The 19,644-nt window shown below is 66.8% G+C and carries 24 protein-coding genes and 1 pseudogene; 16 read left to right on the top strand and 9 right to left on the bottom strand.

The genetic code is table 11. From position 1 onward, the window contains the following. Window position 1: 1 nt before the first annotated feature. Window positions 2–601 (bottom strand): hypothetical protein, encoded by a 600-nt coding sequence (locus tag ACE3TH_RS01555; protein ID WP_219895942.1) that lies wholly within the window; start codon window positions 599–601, stop codon window positions 2–4. A gap of 58 nt (window positions 602–659) precedes the next feature. Here ACE3TH_RS01555 and ACE3TH_RS01550 point away from each other — a divergent pair, with 58 nt between their 5' ends. Next, a complete protein-coding gene (locus ACE3TH_RS01550) occupies window positions 660–836 on the top strand; it encodes a hypothetical protein (protein WP_374596688.1) in 177 nt (58 codons plus the stop codon). Continuing rightward, entirely contained in the window at window positions 803–2,029 is a 1,227-nt protein-coding gene (locus tag ACE3TH_RS01545) for a hypothetical protein (protein ID WP_374596686.1), read from the top strand. The genes ACE3TH_RS01550 and ACE3TH_RS01545 overlap by 34 nt, the downstream gene beginning before the upstream one ends. Before the next feature lie 44 nt (window positions 2,030–2,073). On the opposite strand, the gene ACE3TH_RS01540 is transcribed toward ACE3TH_RS01545, so the two are convergent. Then, entirely contained in the window at window positions 2,074–3,333 is a 1,260-nt protein-coding gene (locus tag ACE3TH_RS01540) for a DUF6035 family protein (RefSeq protein WP_374596684.1), read from the bottom strand. A 313-nt stretch (window positions 3,334–3,646) separates the two neighbouring features. On the opposite strand from ACE3TH_RS01540, the pseudogene ACE3TH_RS01535 reads away from it, so the two are divergent. Continuing rightward, window positions 3,647–4,003, top strand: a pseudogene (locus ACE3TH_RS01535) (ParB/Srx family N-terminal domain-containing protein); the annotation flags it as partial. 1,533 nt (window positions 4,004–5,536) lie between these two features. On the opposite strand, the gene ACE3TH_RS01530 reads toward ACE3TH_RS01535, so the two are convergent. Both ACE3TH_RS01530 and ACE3TH_RS01525 read right to left on the bottom strand, forming a co-directional pair. Beyond that, a complete protein-coding gene (locus ACE3TH_RS01530; RefSeq protein ID WP_374596682.1) occupies window positions 5,537–6,526 on the bottom strand; it encodes an SIR2 family protein in 990 nt (329 codons plus the stop codon). Window position 6,527: 1 nt separating this feature from the next. Further along, the gene (locus ACE3TH_RS01525) at window positions 6,528–6,974 is read right to left on the bottom strand and encodes a TIR domain-containing protein (protein WP_219895937.1); all 447 of its coding nucleotides are present in this window, start codon (window positions 6,972–6,974) and stop codon (window positions 6,528–6,530) included. Window positions 6,975–7,327: 353 nt separating this feature from the next. Between ACE3TH_RS01525 and ACE3TH_RS01520 the strand changes: the two genes are divergently transcribed. Then, window positions 7,328–7,741 carry a four-helix bundle copper-binding protein gene (locus ACE3TH_RS01520; protein WP_054765683.1) on the top strand — a complete coding sequence of 138 codons (414 nt, stop codon included), beginning with the start codon at window positions 7,328–7,330 and terminating at the stop codon, window positions 7,739–7,741. Between the two features lie 12 nt (window positions 7,742–7,753). Here ACE3TH_RS01520 and dmeF read toward each other — a convergent pair whose 3' ends face one another. Together dmeF and ACE3TH_RS01510 are read right to left on the bottom strand one after the other, a co-directional pair. Continuing rightward, window positions 7,754–8,710, bottom strand: a complete 957-nt coding sequence (dmeF, locus tag ACE3TH_RS01515; RefSeq protein ID WP_054765684.1) for a CDF family Co(II)/Ni(II) efflux transporter DmeF — start codon at window positions 8,708–8,710, stop codon at window positions 7,754–7,756. A gap of 10 nt (window positions 8,711–8,720) precedes the next feature. After that, window positions 8,721–8,996 carry a metal/formaldehyde-sensitive transcriptional repressor gene (locus ACE3TH_RS01510; RefSeq protein ID WP_054765685.1) on the bottom strand — a complete coding sequence of 92 codons (276 nt, stop codon included), beginning with the start codon at window positions 8,994–8,996 and terminating at the stop codon, window positions 8,721–8,723. Between the two features lie 259 nt (window positions 8,997–9,255). Here ACE3TH_RS01510 and ACE3TH_RS01505 point away from each other — a divergent pair, with 259 nt between their 5' ends. Beyond that, window positions 9,256–9,783, top strand: a complete 528-nt coding sequence (locus ACE3TH_RS01505; protein WP_374596679.1) for a manganese efflux pump MntP family protein — start codon at window positions 9,256–9,258, stop codon at window positions 9,781–9,783. Between the two features lie 43 nt (window positions 9,784–9,826). Here the strand turns inward: ACE3TH_RS01505 and ACE3TH_RS01500 are convergent, their stop codons facing one another. Next, a complete protein-coding gene (locus tag ACE3TH_RS01500; RefSeq protein WP_054765686.1) occupies window positions 9,827–10,234 on the bottom strand; it encodes a helix-turn-helix domain-containing protein in 408 nt (135 codons plus the stop codon). Window positions 10,235–10,296: 62 nt separating this feature from the next. On the opposite strand from ACE3TH_RS01500, the gene ACE3TH_RS01495 reads away from it, so the two are divergent. Genes ACE3TH_RS01495 through ACE3TH_RS01475 form a run of 5 tightly spaced genes read left to right on the top strand, consistent with a single transcriptional unit; the run spans window position 10,297 to window position 13,364 of the window. Then, window positions 10,297–10,683, top strand: a complete 387-nt coding sequence (locus ACE3TH_RS01495; protein WP_066624881.1) for an MFS transporter permease — start codon at window positions 10,297–10,299, stop codon at window positions 10,681–10,683. Beyond that, entirely contained in the window at window positions 10,680–10,898 is a 219-nt protein-coding gene (locus ACE3TH_RS01490; protein ID WP_054765688.1) for a GDCCVxC domain-containing (seleno)protein, read from the top strand. The genes ACE3TH_RS01495 and ACE3TH_RS01490 overlap by 4 nt, the downstream gene beginning before the upstream one ends. Window positions 10,899–10,932: 34 nt before the next feature. Beyond that, window positions 10,933–11,292 (top strand): bleomycin resistance protein, encoded by a 360-nt coding sequence (locus tag ACE3TH_RS01485; RefSeq protein ID WP_219895936.1) that lies wholly within the window; start codon window positions 10,933–10,935, stop codon window positions 11,290–11,292. 19 nt (window positions 11,293–11,311) lie between these two features. Continuing rightward, window positions 11,312–12,259, top strand: coding sequence for a HEPN domain-containing protein (locus ACE3TH_RS01480; RefSeq protein ID WP_242076827.1), 948 nt, complete (start codon window positions 11,312–11,314; stop codon window positions 12,257–12,259). Next, window positions 12,243–13,364 (top strand): hypothetical protein, encoded by a 1,122-nt coding sequence (locus tag ACE3TH_RS01475; protein WP_219895935.1) that lies wholly within the window; start codon window positions 12,243–12,245, stop codon window positions 13,362–13,364. Before ACE3TH_RS01480 ends, ACE3TH_RS01475 begins: the two co-directional genes overlap by 17 nt. Window positions 13,365–13,393: 29 nt before the next feature. On the opposite strand, the gene ACE3TH_RS01470 is transcribed toward ACE3TH_RS01475, so the two are convergent. Both ACE3TH_RS01470 and ACE3TH_RS01465 read right to left on the bottom strand, forming a co-directional pair. Then, a complete protein-coding gene (locus ACE3TH_RS01470) occupies window positions 13,394–13,630 on the bottom strand; it encodes a hypothetical protein (protein WP_374596675.1) in 237 nt (78 codons plus the stop codon). A gap of 69 nt (window positions 13,631–13,699) precedes the next feature. Continuing rightward, complete coding sequence (locus tag ACE3TH_RS01465; protein ID WP_374596673.1) at window positions 13,700–15,046, bottom strand: NAD(P)/FAD-dependent oxidoreductase; 1,347 nt, start codon at window positions 15,044–15,046, stop codon at window positions 13,700–13,702. 923 nt (window positions 15,047–15,969) lie between these two features. Between ACE3TH_RS01465 and ACE3TH_RS01460 the strand changes: the two genes are divergently transcribed. The 6 genes from ACE3TH_RS01460 (at window position 15,970) to ACE3TH_RS01435 (ending at window position 19,592) form a co-directional block, all read left to right on the top strand. Then, the gene (locus ACE3TH_RS01460) at window positions 15,970–16,266 is read left to right on the top strand and encodes a DUF736 domain-containing protein (protein ID WP_374596671.1); all 297 of its coding nucleotides are present in this window, start codon (window positions 15,970–15,972) and stop codon (window positions 16,264–16,266) included. A gap of 68 nt (window positions 16,267–16,334) precedes the next feature. Continuing rightward, window positions 16,335–17,225: an ArdC family protein gene (locus ACE3TH_RS01455; protein WP_374596669.1), complete on the top strand. Its 891-nt coding sequence runs from the start codon at window positions 16,335–16,337 to the stop codon at window positions 17,223–17,225. A gap of 79 nt (window positions 17,226–17,304) precedes the next feature. After that, window positions 17,305–17,658: a hypothetical protein gene (locus ACE3TH_RS01450; RefSeq protein WP_169802109.1), complete on the top strand. Its 354-nt coding sequence runs from the start codon at window positions 17,305–17,307 to the stop codon at window positions 17,656–17,658. A 49-nt stretch (window positions 17,659–17,707) separates the two neighbouring features. Then, complete coding sequence (locus tag ACE3TH_RS01445) at window positions 17,708–17,854, top strand: hypothetical protein (RefSeq protein WP_169802110.1); 147 nt, start codon at window positions 17,708–17,710, stop codon at window positions 17,852–17,854. A 227-nt stretch (window positions 17,855–18,081) separates the two neighbouring features. After that, the gene (locus ACE3TH_RS01440; protein WP_055808206.1) at window positions 18,082–18,603 is read left to right on the top strand and encodes a MobC family plasmid mobilization relaxosome protein; all 522 of its coding nucleotides are present in this window, start codon (window positions 18,082–18,084) and stop codon (window positions 18,601–18,603) included. Further along, window positions 18,600–19,592 carry a relaxase/mobilization nuclease domain-containing protein gene (locus tag ACE3TH_RS01435; RefSeq protein ID WP_219895933.1) on the top strand — a complete coding sequence of 331 codons (993 nt, stop codon included), beginning with the start codon at window positions 18,600–18,602 and terminating at the stop codon, window positions 19,590–19,592. Before ACE3TH_RS01440 ends, ACE3TH_RS01435 begins: the two co-directional genes overlap by 4 nt. The last annotated feature ends 52 nt before the right edge of the window (window positions 19,593–19,644 follow it).

Raw genomic sequence — 19,644 nt, 5'->3', positions numbered from 1 at the left:
GTCAGGGTCCCGCGCTCGCCAAGGCGTCCAGATAGCCGTCGCAGCCGGTGAAATAGCCGTCTACGCCCTCGATGACATCGGCAAGGACGGAGAGGTCCATATAGCCGTGGGCCAGCTCGATCGGCCGCCCCTGGGTGTCGACCGGATATCGGAACGAGAAAGAGCCGGGATCGACGGTCGCGAACTCCGCGACGAGCCTGCCGACCGCAGCGGTCGCGCCGTCCTCGTCGTCGCTCCCGAACGCCTGGAGCACCGCCTCGAACTGCGTCCACAGTTTGGTGAGGTCGTGAGACTTCCAGATGGGATCAACTCCGACGGTCCGGCCGTAGGTCGAGATCAGATACTTCAGGGAGAGTTCGAGGAATTGGCGGTAGTTGAAGATGATCGGGAAGACGAGGGTGTCACGATCGGCCGTATCCTCGACGGCCTGCTTGACCAGACTGTCCGCCGCCCGCTTGTAGCCGGTCAGCATCAGCACCATTCGGCTATGCGGATGCTCAGCCAACACGGCGTTCCCGTCCCACCGGGCCGAGACCTGAAAAAGTCTGTCGTCCGCCTTCGGCCATCGGAAGGGGCGTTGCATCAGGTCATCAAAGCTCATGGGTTCGCTCTCCGGATCACCGCGTCCATATAGGGTCATGAAGTTGATCCCACAGACGATGTTCGACGTCTTCGCGCTCGCCCTGCCGCGGGGCCACGGTTTTGGCGACCGCCCGCCCATTGGCGCGTGGGGCGACGCAGCGGGGATGGTGTGCGGCATCGTCACCCAGAAGACGGAGGACGGTTCGCTCGGGATCATGCCATGCGACGCCGCGTCGATCACGTCTGGACGGTGACCGGGGAGGAGCTCGGCTTTGCAAGCCTTGAGGACGCCAAGGCCCGCCTCGAGCTCCTTTTGCGCATCGGCGCGCCCCCAGAGCCTCTCCCGCCCAACACCGCGCCACGGCCTCCGCTACACGATCTCAAGGGTCGGACGCCCGGCGATCAGTTCTCGGTTCTCCTGCGACCCACGCACCATCTCGCCGCATGGGTCCTGAACCAGCTCTATCTCGCCTTGCCCAATCCGGACCGGAACTGGGCGGGCGACTGCCAGACCCGGAACTTCCACACGCGGATGTGGGAGGCTCAGCTGCTCGCAGCCTTCCGCGAGCAGGGGCTTCTCGTCAGTCAGCCTGTGGACTCCCCGGACTTCCATATCCAGAACCCATTGGGCGGAGAGGCCTGGGTCGAAGCGGTGACCGCCAACCCCGAGGTGCCGTTCGAGCACGTCAACGCGCCGAGAAGCGCGCCGCCAACTGAGCGAGACGCGCTGTTCTTCGGACCGGCGGCTGTTCGGTTCGCCAAGACCCTCGGCAGCAAGCTGCAGCGCGGCTACGATCGGATGCCGCACGTCACCGGCAAGCCGTTCATGCTGGCGGTCGCGGACTTCCATGCGCCCGCGTCGATGCTCTGGAGCCGCGAAGGCCTGATCGGCTACCTCTACGGCGAAGGGGCGGAGGTTGCCGACGACGGCGGGCGCAAGGTGGCGCGGACCACCAGGGCGGCGCACCTGCAGGGGCCGTCGGCCTTTCCCGCCGGACTGTTCGCCAACGCCGACCACGCCGAGCTGTCCGCCGTCATCTTCTCCAACGCCTGCGCCATCTCGAAGCTCAACCGGGTGATGGTGTCCGCTGGAGCCGAGGCCAAGGGGCTGCGTTACAGCCGCATCGGGCGCTTCTTCGATCGGCGGCCGGGGGCTCTGGAGGGCGAGCCCTTCTGTCTTGACGTCGCGAGTCCGGAGTACCGCGGGCTCTGGCCCCAGGGCTATGAACCTTGGTCGGCGGAGATGGAGGTGTTCCACAATCCCTACGCCCGACACCCAGTCCCGCACGCCCTTCTGCCCGAAGCGACCCACTGGTTCGAACAGGACGGCGAGCGGGTGTGCACGTCCTTCTACGAGACCTCCATCCTCTGGTCGGAGACCCATATCACGGACCTGGACCAGCCTGCCCCGCGCCTTGAGGACTTCCTTCGCCCGGCCGCCCCGTAGCGCAAGAGCGCGGTTGGCGCCGCCGCGCGCGCCGGAACCGGTCGTCAGGCCGCCGAGCGCATGAGAATATCAGGGAACAGTGCGTGGACGATGCGGCCCTCCACGGAGCCTTGGGTGATCTGGGGAGAGGTGAGGGAGGCCCGGAGCTTGCGCGCGACGCTCGGCTTCTGCAGAGCCGCCAACTGATCGGTCGCTCCGGCCACACGCCGGATCAGCCCCGCGAACTTGTGGCGCTCCTCGCTGTTGCTGAAGAAGGTGTTGAGCATCTCGACCAGGTTGCTCTGCTTGGTCGCCACAGGCTGCCGCAGCTCCAGCGACAGGATCAGGCTGACGAGCACCGGGATCTGCAGGGTGTCGAGGTCGCGGGGCTCCACCCCCGTGAGGGCGACGCGTTCCACCAGCTCCTGCAGCAGGTCCTGCCGGGCCTGCCACGGAAGGTGCCCTTCCACGACGGCCTCTCGCCATCGACGCAGATGGTCGACGTTCCAGGGCGCGACGGCGTAGGGCAAGCCTGAGGCGGGCCATTGCAGATCAGACAGGGCGAAGATCGCGGACCGCCAGTCGCGCCCGTCCTCCCAATGGCAGCGCACGAGGAAGCGGCCTTCCTCGCGCGATTGGGCCAGGACCTGTTCATCGAGTGAGAACAGGTTCTTGTTGTGCGAATAGAAAATGTCGAGGAACGCCGTCAAAAGCAGCCGGCGAGGAACGGGCTGGAACTTCCACGTCAGCCAGACCAAGTGGTAACCCTCTCGCCCGTAGAAATGCTCTCGACTGTCGATGATCGGCAGTTGCGTGCTTGAGAGCTGGATCTCCAGCGCCAGGCTTCGGCCGTTGTTGATCGCCCGTACGTCGGGCCGTCGGTGGCCGGTCTCGCCTCTCAGATACTCGTCGATATGGATTGAGCCGGCCTCCGTCGCCGGATCGATGGCGAGAATCTCCCCGACCTGATGTTTGAGCCAGCTGTGGAGAGGGCTCTCCTGCGCGCCCTGAAACTGCGCGGCGCTGCGCTGATCGACCGTGGCGGGGTCCCCTGTCCACCAGGGGCAGGTCGTCGGCGCACCCTTGTGGTGACGCCAGTAGGGCAGGCGGGTGCGCGCTTCCTTTGGCGCATAGACGCCGTGGCCGCATTGCTCGCAGACATAGGCGGCCGCCCCTTCGCGGCGGGCGGCCGCAGCGTTGCGGCGGATCTTCTGGTAGCGGTCGGGATCAATGGCGAGAAGCTGGTCGCTGGTGATGGTCGCGCCGGTCGACAGGTCGGTGACCCGTTCCAACGTCCTTTGCGGCTTCCTGACCGTTGCGACCATGTCCTCTCCGTGTTCCCAGTATGTTCACTGCGTGATTCCGCGCAAGGGCGATCGGATCGTCATCGGTCGGAAGCGCTAGGGGCTCCGCCCCCGCGCGGGCCAGGGTGAAGCGGCTACGCCGCCGGACCGGCCGGTCTCCCCGACCTTCCGCGCCGGCGAAGGCGCGATCCTCGGAATAACGGGCAGGCTTGTGCAGGTCGGGCGATCCCCCTCCGGCCGGTCCGCCCTGGCCCTTGCTACCCCGGTCTCGCCGACGGGCAGGGTTTCAGGCGCGCAGTTCGCGTGCCTGCAACCCTTGCCCAAGGAGGCAGACATGACTGCTCAATCCATCGAAACCGCCGCGACCGAAGCGACCGCGCCGCAGCACGGCTCGGAGATCACCGTGCCGCTCAACCGGCTCAAGGCCTCGCCGAAGAATGCGAGGAAGACCCCGCACAGCCCGGCGACCATCGAGGCCTTCGCGGCCTCCATCAAGGCCAAGGGGGTGTTGCAGCCGCCCGTGGTCGAGATCGAGCGGGACGGGGAGGGCGCGCCCACCGGAAACTACCTCGTCACCATCGGCGAAGGGCGCCGTCAGGGGCTGCGGCTGCTGGCCAAGCGCAAGGCCATCAAGCGGACCCATCCGGTGCGGGTCATCGTGGACGCCGAGAACGACGCCCACGAGATCAGCCTCGACGAAAACATGACCCGTGAGGCCATGCACCCCGCCGACCAGTTCGAGGCCTTCCAGCGGCTCGCCGCCGAGAAGGGCTACGGACCCGAAGAGATCGGTGCCCGGTTCGGAGTGTCGGCCCATGTGGTGCGCCAGCGGCTGCGGCTCGGGTCGGCGGCGCCGGAGTTGATGACGGCCTATCGGGAGGGGACGCTGGCGCTCGACCAACTGACCGCCTTCTGCGTCAGCGAGGACCGCGAGCGGCAACGGCAGGTGCTGGAGCAGATCGGGCCGCACACCCCGGCCTACGCCATCCGCCGCGCCATGACCGAGGCCAAGGTCCGCGTCGATGACCGGCGCGTCCGCTTCGTCGGCGTGGAGGCCTACGAGGCCGAGGGGGGCGGGGTGCTGCGCGACCTGTTCACCGAGGACGGCGGCGGCTGGCTGGAGGATGTGGTCCTGCTGGACCGGCTGGTCGGCGACAAGCTGACCGGACTGGCCGACGAGGCCCGCGAGCGCGAGGGCTGGAAATGGGCCGAGGCCTGTCTGGACTACCCCGACGTTTCGGCGTTCGGGCGGGTCTATCCGGTGGCGGTCGAACGGTCGGACGCGGACGTCGCCGAAATCGCGGCCCTGTCCGAGGAATACGACCGCCTCGTCTCTGAAACCGACGCGGCGGAAATGTTCCCCCCCGAGGTGGACGCCCGGCTGGAGGAGATCGACAAGGCCTTGCAGGCCTTCGGCCCGGACTTCGCCTATGCCGACGAGGCCAGGGCGCGGGCCGGGGTCGTGGTGACGCTGGGTCACGACGGCCTCGCCCGCTTCGAGCGCGGACTGGTCCGCGCCGAGGACGTGCCCGCCGATCCGCCGTCGCCGTGGCAGGAGGAAGAGGCGGCGGACGAGAGTGCGGACAATTCGCCGGGCTCGGAGGCGGAGGCCGCCGAGGACGAGGCGCCCTCGGCCTTGTCGGATCGTCTGCTGATCGACCTGACCGCCCACAAGACCATGGGTCTGCGCGACGCGGTGCAGGCCGATGTGAATGCGGCGCTGGCGACGGTGGTTCACGCGTTCGCCCTGCAGGTCTTCTATCCGGGCTACGGCGTCTGGACGCCGTTGCAGCTTCGGTTGACGACGACCGGGCTGGAGCGGCTGGCGCCGGGGGTGGAGGACGGCCCCGCCGGACGCCGGGTCAGCGACCGGTGCGAGGCGTGGGGCGCGCGCCTGCCCGAGCGCCCGGAAGACCTCTGGGGCGTGGTGGCCGCGCTGCCGCCTTCGGAACAGTTGGACCTGATGGCCTGCTGCGCCGGGGTCGGTCTCTACGCGGTGCGCGATCCGCACGACCGGCGGCCCGGCGCCTTGGCGCAGGCCGAGACGCTGGCGACGGCTGTAGGGCTCGACATGGCCGGGACGTGGACGGCGACGGCGGCCAGTTACTTCTCGCGGGTGGCCAAGGCGCGGGTGCTGGAGGCGGTGACCGAGGCCGTCAATCCGGAGGAAGCGGGCCGGATCGCCGGGTTCAGAAAGGGCGACATGGCCGAGGCGGCGGAACGGCTAGTGGAGGGTCGGGGCTGGCTGCCGTCGGTGTTGCGGACGCAGGCTGGTGTGCCTGCGGAGGCGCAGGAGGCAGGCGAGGGTGCTGACGACGAAACCCGCACCGCGCCGAACGACGACGCCTATGCGTTCGCGGCCGAATACCCGCATCGCGGCGACGCGGCGCTCTACCTGGCGCATCAGTTCGGGAATTTCGTCGTAATGCTCTACCTCGATTGTCCTCAGTCCGTAGCGGCGAAGGTCCTTGGCCCAGTGCTTATGCTGCGCCGTGCGGGCCCTGAACTCGTCCTCGGAAGAACAGTCCGCCAGGCTGGGCGGCTTCACGATTGCGAAGTGCTCCGGCGGCGCTTCAGTGAAGCTCTCACGAATGAGGGATAGCACGTGCCGGACATTGGGATCGGTCAGGCTGAGCCCGATGAAAAGAACGGACATGCTGCTGAGATGCGCCTGCAGCAGGGGGAGGAAGGCCCCACGCTTGGACCGATAGAGTTCGTAGTCGTCGGTCGAGATGACGATGTCGTCCATTCGGTCGACGGACCCATGCATCTTGTAGAGCCGTGCCGCGCCGGGCCGGGCGCGGAGCGAAAGGTCGGCCGCCCCGGAGACAACATCGACAGGCCGATTGATCACGGCGAAGGCGCGCTCAACCAGACGGTCGTAGTTCGTCGTCCAGATCTGCCGAACGGGGAGGCGCGCCAGCACCTCCAAGGTCGGCGGAACCGGTCGATCTTTGCCGATCTCTTGCCGGATCACGTTGCGGACGCCGGTCGCGGCACCGCTCTCGCTGATGTGCCACTGGGCCAGTGCGGCGAGGTCCTGGATGTCGCTGGAGCGGACACCGAGTTCCTCGCCGATGTCCTTAAGAAGCTCCGCCCAAGTCGGATATCCCGCGGCCTTCGAAACACCGGCGCCGACGAACACTGCGCCAACGCCTTCGTGGAGGGCAGCTGGAAAATCCTTGAGAAAGCGATTTCGGCTTGACGTAGGCATCCTACCGTCCGGCCCGCTTGGCCGCCTCTTCAATCCGAGCCGCCAACCGGGCGTGATCGGCATACTTGTAGACGGGCACCCCGGCCCTCGTAAGAAGAGCCGGGGTAGCGCCGGCAAGATCCGTATTTCCGAGCCTATCCTTGAGCTCGTGAATCTGGATGCCCACTATCCCGTTGCCCCGCGCGATCGATTGGCTGATTTCGTAGTCGATGTACTTGCGGCCCGCTGAGGCCGCGCCGATGCAAACAACCGTAACCGACGTGTTGAGCAGCGCGTCGTCGATCATCTTCTTGATCGCCGTATCGCCCTTCTTTTTGGCTTCTTCCCAGAGCGAGGCGTCATGGAACCCGACCGCCGCGGTGCCCACGATCTCGCCGATGTTGCGAATCTGATTCACACGCCAGATGTCGCGTTGATAGTGAAAACTGAAGAACACCCGACGTGCCATGTTTCCCTCCACGGGTCTGAATCGCCCCTTGCTAACGCTTGGGTTGCGCTCGGCGGTCCTCCGAGTCAACGGCTACGGTTGTCGGATATTCCCGCCACTACGGGTTCGCGATCGGACAGCCAGCCATACGATGTATGTTGGTCCGCCGCCGCGTGCGGACAACTTCGATTTTGTCGAAACATCTAGTTCTCGGCGGCGGACTGATGTCCGCTCTTTGGCGCTTCACCGCAGTCTTATCTGTCCGTAGCCCCAGGGAGGAGGCGATGGTCATCCGCGGGATATCCGGAGGCGTCGCCATTCGGAACCCCGTCGCGGCGCTTGGGTTGGACTCCGATCAACCAAGGAGCCCTCCGATGCAAATCCAACCAATGATCAGCACCCATCCCGACGTGCGCGGAAGCGTCAACGACAGTCTCGTTCGCGCGATCGAAGCGGCTTACGGCTGCGCCGCGGTGTGCCACATCTGCGCCGATGCCTGCCTGGCCGAGGATATGGTGAAGGATCTCACCCAGTGCATCCGCCTCAATCTTGATTGCGCCGACGTCTGCCTGGCCACGGCCGGCCTCGCCGCGCGTCGCGCCGGCAGCCACGAGACACTGATCCAGCGCATGCTCGAGACTTGCGCCGAGGCCTGCGCGGATTGCGCTGTCGAATGTGAGAAACACGCCGAGATGCACGAGCATTGCCGCATCTGCGCCGAGGAATGCCGCCGCTGCGAAAACGCTTGCCGCGAGGCTGCCTCCTCGATCACACCGTCACGCCATTGAGGCCGATCGCCGTCAACGGCACTCGACCGTCAGATGCCCGAGCTCGTGGACCGGCCTCAGCCGGTCGCGAACGGTCGCGACATCCACAGCCCCGGTCACGCTGACGATAGCCGAGTGCGCGTCCGGCCCGATGCGCCAGACGTGCAGATCGGTGATCCGGGCGTCGCCCGGCCCCTCGACGAATTCGCGGACCTCGGCCTCGATGGCGGTGTCCGTTGTGTCGAGCAGCACCGCGGCGGTGTCGCGCATCAGGGACCACGACCACCGGGCGATGACGATCGCGCCGACGATGCCCATCAGCGGGTCTAGCCAGACCCATCCCATATAGCGGCCCGCAAGCAGGGCGATGATCGCCAGCACCGAGGTCAGGGCGTCGGCCAGCACATGGATGTAGGCGGCGCGCAGGTTGTTGTCGCGATGGCCGCCATGACCGTGCTGGTGATCATGGTCGTCGTGATGATCGTGGTCGTGGTGATGGCCATGCCCGTGGCCATGACGACCGTGGTGGTGCCCCCCGCCGGACAGAAGGACGGCGCTGACCAGATTGACCACGAGACCCAGGATGGCGACCAGCGTCGCCTGGCCGAAGGCGACCGAGCGCGGATCGATCAGGCGGCCGATGGACTCTCCCGCGATCCCGAGCGCCACGATGCCCAGAACCAGCGCCGAGGCGAACCCCGCCAGGTCCCCGACCTTGCCGGTCCCGAAGCTGAAGCGCCGGTTGGCGGCATGCCGCTTGGCGTAGGCGTAGGCGCCGGCCGCAACGGCCAGGGCGCCGGCGTGGGTCGCCATGTGAAAGCCGTCGGCCAGCAGGGCCATCGAGCCGTAGACCAGGCCGGCGATGATCTCCCCGACCATCATGACGGCCGTCAGGCCGACCACCCACAGCGTTCGCCGCGCGCTGTCGTCGTGCGAACGGCTGAGGAAATAGTGGTCGTGGGTCAGATAGTCGGTCTCGGACGCGGACATGGCGCGGGCCTTACTTTGAATAGCGGCGAATGATGGCGATCAACTCGTCGGCGCCGCCCTGCCGGGCGTCCTCGCTCAGATCGGGATGAGCGACGTGGTGGCGCAGATGGTCTTCAATCAACTCTTCCAGAAGCCCGCCCATGGCGCCCCGCGCGGCCGCGACCTGCTGCAGGATTTGCGAACACCCGGCTTCAGACTCGATGGCGCGCTCTATTGCGCTGAGCTGACCCGAGATCCTCCGGACCCGCGCGACGAGCTTCTTCTTGTTCGTGGAGGTATGCGCCATGGATACTCCCCTATAGTATCTTGCACCGGCGCGCGACACCTCCTATGAGGCCGCTTCCTGTTGGGGAGTAGCTTCCGGCGTCTGATCGCCGGGGTCGGATCAACACACTCGCGTTTCGGCGCGCGGTCCGACCAGCGGAACCGCCGCCTAGCGAGACCAGCGCGTCCCACCGCCGCACCGGCCGGGGAGGGAAGCGCTGTTCGTTGCCGGGTGGATGCTCGTCATGACTCCTGTCGCCATCGCCGTTCTGTCTCTCAGCATGTCTACCGACGCCTTCGCCGCCGCCGTTGGGCGTGGTGCTTTGCATCGACCGAACCTGGCCGGCGCCGTGAAGGCAGGCCTGGTATTCGGGTGTATCGAGGCCATCACCCCGGTGATTGGCTGGGGGCTCGGCATGGTCGCTGCAGGCCTCGTCGAACGCGTGGATCATTGGATCGCCTTCGGCCTCCTCGCCGCTGTTGGCGGCAAGATGATCTGGGAAGCGACCCGTCCCCTGGCTGAGGATGCCCCACGCCGGTCCGGACCTTGGGCGCTGATCGCCATGGCGGTCGGGACCAGCATCGACGCGGCGGCTGTTGGCGTCGGCCTGGCCTTCATCGGAGCCAATATCTGGGTTATCGCGGCCTCAATCGGCGTCACGACCTTCCTGCTGACCACGATCGCCATGCTGATTGGCCGGGCCGTCGGCCAGCGTTTTGGCAAGATCGCCGAGCTTCTGGGAGGGCTCGCGCTTGTCGCGCTCGGTCTGATGATCCTGCTTGAGCACCTCGGCGTCATCGGCGCGTGATTGCCAGGACCCTACCGGCTCGACAGGGTGCGCAGGTCATCACCTATGCGATCGATCCGAGTTCTGCGATCACCGGACACCGAACCCGCCCGCCTTCGCTGCAGTCCGCGACGGCCTGCTTAAGCACCGTCCGGAGCCGCTCCAGATCCGCGATTTTGGCGTCCACGCTGGCGATGTGGTCCTGGGCCATGTCGCGGACTTCGCAGCAGGCCTGGACGCCCGGCTCACTCAACGCGATCAGCCGCCGAATGGCGTCGATGCCGAATCCCAGTTCGCGGGACCGGCGGATGAAGCGCAGGCGTTGGGCGTGTTCCGGCTCATAGCTCCTGTGTCCGCCCTCGGTGCGGGCCGGGGCGGGCATCAGGCCGATCCGCTCGTAGTAGCGCACCGTTTCCAAGTTCACCCCGGCGCTCTCTGCGAGGCGCCCGATCGTCAAACTTCGTGCGGACATGGCTCTTGATCCCGTAGCGGCTACGGGTTGTAGCCTGTAGCAGAAATCGAACGGGAGGCCCCATGGCCATCGATCAAGACCGGCCCAACATTCCTGAGGTCGCCGTCAGCGCCTCGGCCGCCATCGGCGGTGTGGCCTCGGTGTTCGCCTGGGCCGCGTGCTGTGTACTGCCTCTGGCTCTCTCGGTGGCGGGCGTGTCCTTCGCCGGCGCCGCGGTCATCGCGGGCGCGCGAACCTGGCTGACGCTTCTGGCCGCCGTCATCTTGGCCGCCGGCTGGCTGCTGCATTGGCGTCGCCTGCGGATGTGTCGGAAGGACGCATCCTGCCGCCGGCCCTCGCGTCTGGCGTTCTGGCTGCTGGTGATCGCCAGCCTGCTGATCGTCCTGTCCCTGGCCTGGCAGCCCTACATCGAACCATGGGCCATGCCGCGACTGGCGGCCATGCGATGAGCCCCGCCATCGTTCTGGAATCGACGCTGACCTGCCCGCACTGCGGTCACGTCGCGACCGAGACCATGCCCACCGACGCCTGCATCTGGTTTTACGATTGCCTCGGTTGCGGCGTGAAGCTGAAGCCTCAACCCGGCGATTGCTGCGTGTTCTGCTCCTATGCCGACGTGCCGTGTCCGCCGATCCAGGTGGATGGAAAGGGCTGTTGCGGCTAGGCTTAGGCGGCACTGCTGCATTCCGGAGTTCGCCGTGACCGATCACGCCACGCCCAACCTGCCGTCGCGGGATTTCGAAGCTACGTCCCAGTTCTACACTCGACTGGGCTTCCAGCAGGGCTGGCGCGACGAAGGGTGGATGATCCTGAAACGGGGCGGGCTGACGCTTGAGTTCTTCCCGCACCCGGAACTTGATCCGCTGACCAGCAACCTCAGCTGTTGCCTGCGGCTTGACGATCTCGACGCGTTCTACGCCGTGTGCCTTGGCACCGGACTGCCGGAGACGTGCTGGGGCCAACCCCGATTGCACGCGCCCAAGATCGAGGAGTCGGGCATGCGGATCGGCGCGCTCATCGACCCGGACGGAACCCTGATCCGCCTGATCCAGAACTGAGGCTTCGCGCCTTGCCCCGATGCACGCGTTGCGCGAGACTCGCGTCATGAAGACTTCGATCGATCATCTGCCGCCGCGCAAGCAGGTGGAACTGCGCCGGGTGGTCGAGGTGATCCGCGAGTCGTTCGCCGAAACCGTCTCGACCCGTCGGGCCGAGCGGCTGAAGAACGGCAAGATCCTCAAGATCATCCTCTACGGATCGTATGCGCGCGGCGATTGGGTCCATGATCCGGTCGGACGCTACTTCTCGGATTTCGATCTGTTGATCGTTGTCGATCATGAGGATCTGACCGACGGCGAGTTCTGGCATGACGCCGAGAACAAGCTGATGCCGGGCGAGACCCTGATCCGCACGCCGGTGAGCCTTATCGTGCACAGTCTGGAAGACGTGAACGAGCAGTTGGACCGCGGGCGATACTTCTGGGCCGACATCGTGCGTGAGGGCATCGTTCTCTTCGACACGCCCGGCGCCAAGCTGCGCAAGCCGGCTGACCTGAAAGCTCAGGTTGCCCTTAAGGAAGCGGAGGAGTTCTTCGGAGATTGGACGCAGAGTTCGGCCAGCTTTGCTCGTGGCGCGAAATTCTATATGGGCGAGGGCGCTGATCCTAAGCTCGCCGCGTTCAACCTTCATCAATCGGCTGAACACCTCTACCACTGCGTTTTGCTGGTTGTGACGCTCTACAGCGGCAAGGCGCACAACCTCGCCTTCCTGCGCAAGAAGTGCGAGGCGATCGACGCCCGCCTGGCCGAGGCCTGGCCGCGCGAGACCAAGTTCGAGCGCCGCTGCTTCGAGCTGCTGCGCGAGGCCTATGTGAAGGCTCGTTACTCCAAGCACTACAAGATCAGCGTCGAGGAACTGACCTGGTTGACCCAGCGGGTTGAGGTGCTGCGCGCGCTGGCGACGACTGTGTGCGAGGAACGGCTGGCCCATCTGCGCGAAGCGGCGAGCGATGACCCTTCCGCGTGATTTGATCCCGCCCAGCATGCGCGCGACGCTGGACGCCGCAAGACGGATGGCCGATCCCTTTGAGGACGTCCGCCGACAGCACGATATGCTGCGGGCCAGCGGCGTGCTCGGCATCGCCGAGCGCATGAAGCTGGAGACCCCGCTGGCCTTGGCCGCGATGGGTCGTAACCCGTTCATGGACCGGATGCAGGGCGTCGGCGCCCTGATGAGGGCTCAGACCGACGCGGACCGCGTCTATCGCGCCGCGTTTCCGAATGGCCTGATCGAGCAGGCCGAGCGGATCGCGCAACTGTCCGCCGGCTTCGCCTTGCCGGATGGTCTCGAGCGCTTCAGGACGCCGACGGACAGTTTCGTCGATCGCATCCTCCGACTGTCGGACAGTGGTCTTGGCGCGAGCGCCCTGGCGATCGGGCGACCCGCCCAGATCGAGGCCTTCGCGCGGGCCTCGGCGATGGCCGACATGTTCGCCGAGAGCGACCGGCTGACGCGGGGAGTGCGAGAGGCGGTCGGCGCCTTCTCCATCACGGAGATGCCGCAGTTCGCCAATCTGGCCGGTTATCGCAGTTTCCTCGACGCGGCGGGACTGCGGCTTGCGCACTGGCCGAGACGGCGTCTCCTGACGATGGCGGAGAAGCGCCGTCGCCTGAAGGCCCGCCTTCAGGCCAACTCGGCCCCGCCGCATGTGAAGCGCGCCAAGACTCTGGTTCACCGCTACGAACTGACCTTGAGGGAAATTCTAGATGCCGTGATGGCCGAGACCTACGGTGAGGACTGGGCGGACGAGCGCCTGCCGCTGTGCGACTGCAAGGATTTGCTGGGGAAGTGGAAGAAGCGGGGAGGCGAGGTTTTCGACCATGCCGACTACACCCACTACGCGCGGATCATGAGCCATCCGGAGCATTTCCAGGCGATCTTCGAGGCTGGTTTCGACGACCCAGAGGCGGTGTTCGATCTTCTGAAGCAGGCCGGGAAGCTGCGCGCGGCGTCGCACCATGCGCACCTGTTCACGCCCGAAGATCTGAAGGCGCTCCGCCTGACCTGGAACCAGATCGAAACAGGCTTGATCGCGCTCACTCCGGATTTCGCACTCGAGTGGACGGGTTAAAAGGCGACGAGGTCGGAATCGCCGTCCTCTTAGTGGAGCACTTCCCCGCCGACCGGATCGACCTGACGCAACTGGCCGGCCGCGTCCTGGACAAAGACTTCCACTTGCTCGCCCTTGTCGATCAGCGTCGTCGCCTTCACGAGCGCGGACTCTATGGCGTCGACGCTGAAGTCGAAATGCCCTGAGGGTCGGCCATCGCGAAGCACCCGCCAGTCGCTGTCGCCCCGGATCACCGTGAACTGGATGGTGTCGGACTGCCTCTCCAAGGGATCCCTCCTTCGCTCCAATCCGCGATGCGGATGGCGCCATGAACCGACCGCGACACCGCTTGAGCGTCATAGCATGTAGCCCACATCCGATGCGCCCGTCGGATAGGCGAACATCGTGGTCTTGAGGTCATCCGCAGTCAGTCCATGGCGGATCGCCAAAGCGAAAATATTGATGACCTCGTCCACGTTCGGGCCCACGAGGTGGGCGCCCAACACCCGTTCCGTCCCTTCCTCGACCAAGACCTTGAGGCCGAAGGTGGGTTCGGCCGCTGCGCGTGCTGTGAACCAGTCGGAGGCCTTCTGATTTTTGACTCGGTAGAGCAGACCCTGATCCTTAGCCTCCCTCTCCGTCAGCCCGACCGCCGCGATAGGCGGGATTGTGAAGGCCACGCTCGGGACGCCGCGATAGTTCGGCCTTTCGGAGTTACCGTTCAAAATGTTGGCCGCCACGACCTTGGCGTCGTGGCTGGACACGGGGGTCAGCGGCGGACCGACCTGGGCTGCGTCGCCCGCGGCATAGACGGCTGGATTGGAAACGCTCTGCAGAAATTCGTTGAGCTTCAGGCGGCCTCCTTCATGCTCGACCCCGGCGGCGTCAAGGCCGAGATCGTCGATCGCAGGTCCTCGTCCGGCGGCGTGAATGACCAGATCAGCATGGACATCGACGGCTTTCCCCTTCGTCTGGGCGTGAACCCGAAAGCCTGCGCGCGTCTGCTCGACCGCCTGGACTGTCGTTTCGAGGCGCACGTCAACGCCGAGTTGGCGAAAGCTTTCCATGAGCCAACCGACCACGTCCGGGTCGAACTGGGGAAGCAATCGCTCGCCACGCTGGAGGATTACGACTTCGGCGCCAGCCCGCGCGGCGATGTGGGAGAACTCGGCCGCGATATAGCCTCCGCCGACCAGCACAATGCGCTTTGGCATGTCACCCAGCTCGAGGAAGCCCTCGTTGGTGACCAGATGCTCTTCCCCCGGGATGCCGAGTTTCCTGGGTTCGGCTCCGGCGGCGATGAGCAGGTTCGAAAACTCCAGCGTTTCCTCGCCCACCTCAAGGCTGTTGCGGCCGGTGAGGCGCGCCCGTCCATGAAAAGTGTCGATGCCTCTTTCAGAGTACCGCTCTTGGTGCTTTTGGGGAACGGGATCGGTGAAACCCCGCTTGAAGGCCATGAGGTCGGCCCAAGCAATTCGGGCGTCGCCGGCGACACCCCTGCCTCGCATCCGCCATGTATGATCGACGGCGTTGGCCCCGCTGATCAGCATTTTTTTTGGATCGCAGCCCCGGAGCGCGCACGTGCCTCCAAAGGGACGAAAATCGACAACCGCGACGCTGCGACCAGCAGCGCGAACCCGCATGGCTCCGACCATGGCGGCGGTCCCGGTCCCGATCACCACAAGATCATAATGTTTGGTCATCGATGTATGCTCCGCGCTCGCTCTGTAGCGGCTACCTTGGGACGGACGAGGCGGTACAGTGCCTCGGTCACCACCGCGTTGACGGCGCCAAAGAGAAGGTGCCCGGCGACCCCTCTAGCCTGGGTGAGCAGGGGGTTGTCTCGATTGGGAGCACTGTAGCCGAACACAGGCGTCAGACCTTCGTCGATCATCAAGAGCATGGTCGCTCCAGCACTTCCTCTTCCCGTACTTTCGGCGGCTTGATCTGGTAGAGCGCCGTCTGCGCCCTCTCGGTTACCCTCGTGGCCACGAGACCGGCGATGACGCCGAGGGCTGTCTCCGCAGCCAGCGATTTTGATGGAGTTGCGCATTGTTCTGACTCCCGATGAGCACGCTCCGGCCGCCTCATCCGGCTGGCTTACGACACCGCGACTGTCCCTCGAACGGAACGCTCGGAAGGGGAACGAAGCTGGAGTTGCTTCAGGTTCCCTTCATAGCAGGAGACACCTCAGATTCATGCCAGGCGTGCCGCGCCCGTCGCCATGCCGCGCGTCAGCTGCGACGACGCGGAAGCGGTGAATCCTGGGCACGTCTTTGGTGGCGGAGCGGATGCACCGGCATTGGCGGCACGATCCCTACGAGCGCCGCGATTGGCCGCATGGTTTAAGCGGCGGTGACCAGCCGTCTCTCCTGCGACGCGCCAAGCCTTGCGCGGCCTCTCAATGGCCTGATCTGACCGAAGCCCGTCCGGCTTCCGCAACCGTTCGCGCGACTTTCTTCCCCGGCCGGACGGCCTTCCTCGCGAGGCAAGAAAGTCGCGCTCCCGGTCCTCCGCTGCGCTGCGGGGCTCCCTGTGCTCGCCTGCGGGCCGCCCGGCCTCCGGTCCGCCGATCGCCATCGAGGCCGCGGCAGGCGTGGCCCGAGATCAGCAAGGAGAGACTTCCATGGCCACCATCGGTTCCTTCACCCAGCAAGCGGACGGCAGCTACAGCGGTTCGATCAAGACCCTGACCCTCAACGTCAAGGCGGCCCGACTCCGGGCCAATGACAAGACCGACGACAAGGCTCCTGATTTCCGCATCTTCTCCGGCCAGACCGAGTTCGGCGCGGCCTGGAAGAAAACGAGCCAGCAGAACCGCGACTACCTGTCGGTCAAGCTCGACGATCCCAGCTTCCCGGCCCCGATCTACGCCTCGCTGGTCGAGATCGATGGCGGACACAGCCTGATCTGGTCCCGCTGAGCGAGCCGCGGCGGCGCTGACGACAGCGCCGCCGCCCCTTCTTCAAATCCCGTCTTGAGGAGGCCGCCATGTCGCGCCCCAACGAACCCTCACGTCCCGACCTCTACACCCGCATCACCCACCAGATCGTCGCCCAGCTCGAAGCCGGCGTCCGGCCCTGGAGCCAGCCCTGGGCCGCATCCGAAAGCGTCAGCCGACCCCTCCGGCACGACGGCACGCCTTACCGCGGCGTCAACGTCGTCCTGCTGTGGGGCGAGGCCGCCGCCCGAGGCTTTCAGTCCTCCACCTGGATGACCTTCCGGCAGGCGCTGGCCCTGGGCGCTCATGTCCGCAAGGGCGAAAAGGGTTCCACCGTCGTCTACGCCGACCAGCTGGTCCGCATCGACGATGACGACGCCGGGGAGGAGACGACCCGACGCATTCCGTTCCTGAAGGCCTACACGGTCTTCAACGTCGAACAGATCGAGGGTCTCCCGGCCTCGTCCGCCCCGGCGCCCGCGCCGGTCCTGAACCTCGGTCAACGGATCGCCCGGGCCGAGACGTTCTTCGCCGCGACGGGCGCCGACGTCCGTCATGGCGGCGGCTGCGCCTTCTATGCGCCGGGACCGGACTTCGTGCAGATGCCGGTGTTCGAAAGCTTCCGCGAGCCGGAAGCCTACTACGCGACGCTGGGCCACGAGCTGACGCACTGGACCAGGCACCCCGCTCGGCTCGACCGCGACTTCGGACGCCGCCGGCATGGAGACGCCGGCTACGCCCGGGAAGAACTGGTGGCCGAAATCGGCGCCGCCTTCCTCTGCGCCGACCTGGGGCTGGCTCTCGAGCCGCGCGAGGATCACGCCGCCTATGTCGCCTCATGGCTCGAGGTGCTGCGCGACGACAAGCGATTCATCTTCTCAGCCGCCGCCCACGCCCAGCGCGCCGTGGACTTTCTTCATGCGGCCGGCGAGGGCGGCTGACGCCGGGGACGTAAAAGATGCAGGGGCGCGCGCCGGTCATGGCTGGCGCGCGCGTCACCTGCGCTGTAACCTTGGGGTCTTGCTGGACGTATTGAGCTTGATGATCGGACGTCGAACAACTGCGGCCTGGGCGCCGGCCATTCTGGCCGTGTTCGCCCTGCTGTTCGCGTCGAGCCCGGTCACGGCCTGGGAGACTCCGGCCGCGGCCATGTCGATGCCGATGGCGCCCGCCGACGGCTCCAGTCCGGATGCCCCCTGCGATCCCGTGAAGATGAGCTGCGCTCGGCTGTGCGCCGTGCTCTGCCATGGCCTGGTTCCGACGCCCGCCGCGGCCGTCCCGGTAGCGGCCTCCGCCGATGTGCACGATCGTTTACCGGCCGACGCCCTCGCGGGGGTGGAGCCGGAAGCGGAGGACCCGCCCCCTCGAACCTGATCTCCACCGACGATCCTTTTCTCAGAAAACCGATCCATGGAGATCAACAATGAAACGTGCTTTTTCGCTCGCGGCCCTCGTGCTGCTGACCTCGGCCTCGGCTGCCTTCGCGGCCGCGCCCGACTCGGTGGTCAAGGCCGCCGCCTCCTGCTGCGAGCTTCTCGCGGCCTGCTGTAACGGCGGACCCTGCTGCTGATCCGCTGACGGAGGACGCCCGCGCGAAAGCGCGGGCGTCTGCCTCCTAGGCCGCTTCCCTCCTCATGATCCGTCCGGCTGGGGCGTCCGACAGGACGGCGGGCGAGCGGCCGTGCAGCGGTCGCCGAGGGGAGGACGTGCAGCACCGGAGGCCTACGGGGCGAGGGGGGTGACGGTCAAGGGCAGGATAGGCTTTGCGCCGGCAACGTCTGACAGACCCACCTCCCGATGGACCGCCTCACCCTTCGCGTCTCGCCCGATCTGATCCGCCGGTTCGACGCCGCGGCGGCGGGGCAGGGCGGGCGCTCGCGCTTGCTTCGCCGGCTCATGGAGGGGGCTGCGCAGGCGTCCTTTCCGGCGCCGCCGGAGGCGGTCAGCGCGCCCAGGTCGGGCAAGCTGACCCTGCGCCTCGGCGAGACCGACCTGCGTCTCCTGGAGGCCGAGGCCGCCGCCGTCGGGCTGTCGCGAACCCAATGGAGTGTCGCGCTCATCCGGCGGCGGTTGCGGGATCGTCCGCAGTTCAGCCGTCCCGAGGCCTTGGCGCTGATCGAGGTGCGGCGCGAGCTGCGGCGCATCGGCGTGAACATCAACCAGATCGCCCGCGCCCTGAACACGGCGGTGATGGAGGGGCAGGTGCTCGATCTGGAGATGGCCCAGCTCGGCGCCTTTCAGGCTGAGATCGCGGCCTGGGTGGAAGCGCTCGGCGAGGCCTTTGACGGCAACCTGTCCTATTGGGCCGGGCGGCCGTGAGCGACTTCCGCTCGCCGCGCGGGTTCGAGGAAGCCTTGCGGCCGCCGGTCGATCCGCGCCGCGCGCGGATCACGCCGGCGGTGCTTCAGTCGCCTCGGAACAGGGATCAGGATCCAGCCGCGCGTTTCGTCCGCGTCGCGCGCCGGGCGCCGGAGGTGATGGTCAAGGTGACGGGCCGAACCCGGGACGGCGGCCATCTGAAAGCGCATCTCGACTACATCAGCCGCAACGGCGCCCTGGCTCTGGACGGGCCGGACGGGGAGCGGCTGGACGGGCGCGCCGAGGTGCATGCGCTCGCCCGCGCCTGGGCCGAGGAATTCGCGATGGAGCCGGGACGCAGGCGCGACGCCTCGATCTCCCTGTCGATCGTGCTCAGCATGCCGGCCGGCACCGACGCGGCGCGTCTGCATGACGCCGCCCGGGCGTTCGCGGCCGAGACCTTCGGCGAGCGCTTCCCCTATGTCTTCGCCCTGCACGACGAGGGACGGCACCCGCACGTGCATCTGACGGTGCGCCGGCTGGGACGCGAGGGCGAGCGGCTGAATCCGCGCAAGGCCGACCTGCAGATCTGGCGCGAGGGCTTCGCCCGGGCGCTGCGCGACCGGTCCATCGAGGCGGAGGCCACCCCGCGGCGGACGCGCGGCGTGACCCGAAAGGCGGAGCGGACGCCGATCCGCAAGATGCGGGAGCGGTTCGTGGCGGGGAAGGGCGATCTGCCCGAGACGCTCGCCGCCGCCTACCGCGACGCGCTCCGGGGCGACGGCGGGGAGGGACCGTGGCTGGAGGCAATTCAGGCGCGTGAACTGGCGATGCGGCGCGCTCTGGTCGCGGAAGCGGTTCGACTGGGTCGGTCCGATCGGCTGGCGGATCGCACCCTGGCCCTGGTGGTGGAGCGGTTCGTGCGGGACCGGCCCGGGCCGAAGACGCGCGACCAGGCCTTGAGGGACGCAGGCGTCGATCGCTCGACCGGGCGAGAGCGAAGCCGATGAAGCGGCGCGACTCCACGGGCCCGGTTGCGGAGTGTCAGAAACAGAACTATAT

Source organism: Brevundimonas sp., from assembly GCF_041919755.1.
Taxonomy (GTDB): domain Bacteria; phylum Pseudomonadota; class Alphaproteobacteria; order Caulobacterales; family Caulobacteraceae; genus Brevundimonas.
Note: the sequence above shows the minus strand (reverse complement) of the source record. Positions and strands in the feature narration are given on the sequence as shown.

Excerpts from the sequence above, each read along its gene's own strand:
- ACE3TH_RS01510 (WP_054765685.1), bottom strand. The coding sequence starts at position 8,996 with ATGGCGCATACCTCCACGAACAAGAAGAAGCTCGTCGCGCGGGTCCGG.
- ACE3TH_RS01520 (WP_054765683.1), top strand. The coding sequence starts at position 7,328 with ATGCAAATCCAACCAATGATCAGCACCCATCCCGACGTGCGCGGAAGC.
- ACE3TH_RS01495 (WP_066624881.1), top strand. The coding sequence starts at position 10,297 with ATGGCCATCGATCAAGACCGGCCCAACATTCCTGAGGTCGCCGTCAGC.
- ACE3TH_RS01550 (WP_374596688.1), top strand. The coding sequence starts at position 660 with ATGTTCGACGTCTTCGCGCTCGCCCTGCCGCGGGGCCACGGTTTTGGC.
- dmeF (WP_054765684.1), bottom strand. The coding sequence starts at position 8,710 with ATGTCCGCGTCCGAGACCGACTATCTGACCCACGACCACTATTTCCTC.
- ACE3TH_RS01440 (WP_055808206.1), top strand. The coding sequence starts at position 18,082 with ATGGACCGCCTCACCCTTCGCGTCTCGCCCGATCTGATCCGCCGGTTC.
- ACE3TH_RS01555 (WP_219895942.1), bottom strand. The coding sequence starts at position 601 with ATGAGCTTTGATGACCTGATGCAACGCCCCTTCCGATGGCCGAAGGCG.
- ACE3TH_RS01455 (WP_374596669.1), top strand. The coding sequence starts at position 16,335 with ATGTCGCGCCCCAACGAACCCTCACGTCCCGACCTCTACACCCGCATC.
- ACE3TH_RS01445 (WP_169802110.1), top strand. The coding sequence starts at position 17,708 with ATGAAACGTGCTTTTTCGCTCGCGGCCCTCGTGCTGCTGACCTCGGCC.
- ACE3TH_RS01530 (WP_374596682.1), bottom strand. The coding sequence starts at position 6,526 with ATGCCTACGTCAAGCCGAAATCGCTTTCTCAAGGATTTTCCAGCTGCC.
- ACE3TH_RS01465 (WP_374596673.1), bottom strand. The coding sequence starts at position 15,046 with ATGACCAAACATTATGATCTTGTGGTGATCGGGACCGGGACCGCCGCC.
- ACE3TH_RS01525 (WP_219895937.1), bottom strand. The coding sequence starts at position 6,974 with ATGGCACGTCGGGTGTTCTTCAGTTTTCACTATCAACGCGACATCTGG.
- ACE3TH_RS01490 (WP_054765688.1), top strand. The coding sequence starts at position 10,680 with ATGAGCCCCGCCATCGTTCTGGAATCGACGCTGACCTGCCCGCACTGC.
- ACE3TH_RS01475 (WP_219895935.1), top strand. The coding sequence starts at position 12,243 with ATGACCCTTCCGCGTGATTTGATCCCGCCCAGCATGCGCGCGACGCTG.
- ACE3TH_RS01500 (WP_054765686.1), bottom strand. The coding sequence starts at position 10,234 with ATGTCCGCACGAAGTTTGACGATCGGGCGCCTCGCAGAGAGCGCCGGG.
- ACE3TH_RS01480 (WP_242076827.1), top strand. The coding sequence starts at position 11,312 with ATGCACGCGTTGCGCGAGACTCGCGTCATGAAGACTTCGATCGATCAT.
- ACE3TH_RS01460 (WP_374596671.1), top strand. The coding sequence starts at position 15,970 with ATGGCCACCATCGGTTCCTTCACCCAGCAAGCGGACGGCAGCTACAGC.
- ACE3TH_RS01545 (WP_374596686.1), top strand. The coding sequence starts at position 803 with ATGCGACGCCGCGTCGATCACGTCTGGACGGTGACCGGGGAGGAGCTC.
- ACE3TH_RS01540 (WP_374596684.1), bottom strand. The coding sequence starts at position 3,333 with ATGGTCGCAACGGTCAGGAAGCCGCAAAGGACGTTGGAACGGGTCACC.
- ACE3TH_RS01505 (WP_374596679.1), top strand. The coding sequence starts at position 9,256 with ATGTCTACCGACGCCTTCGCCGCCGCCGTTGGGCGTGGTGCTTTGCAT.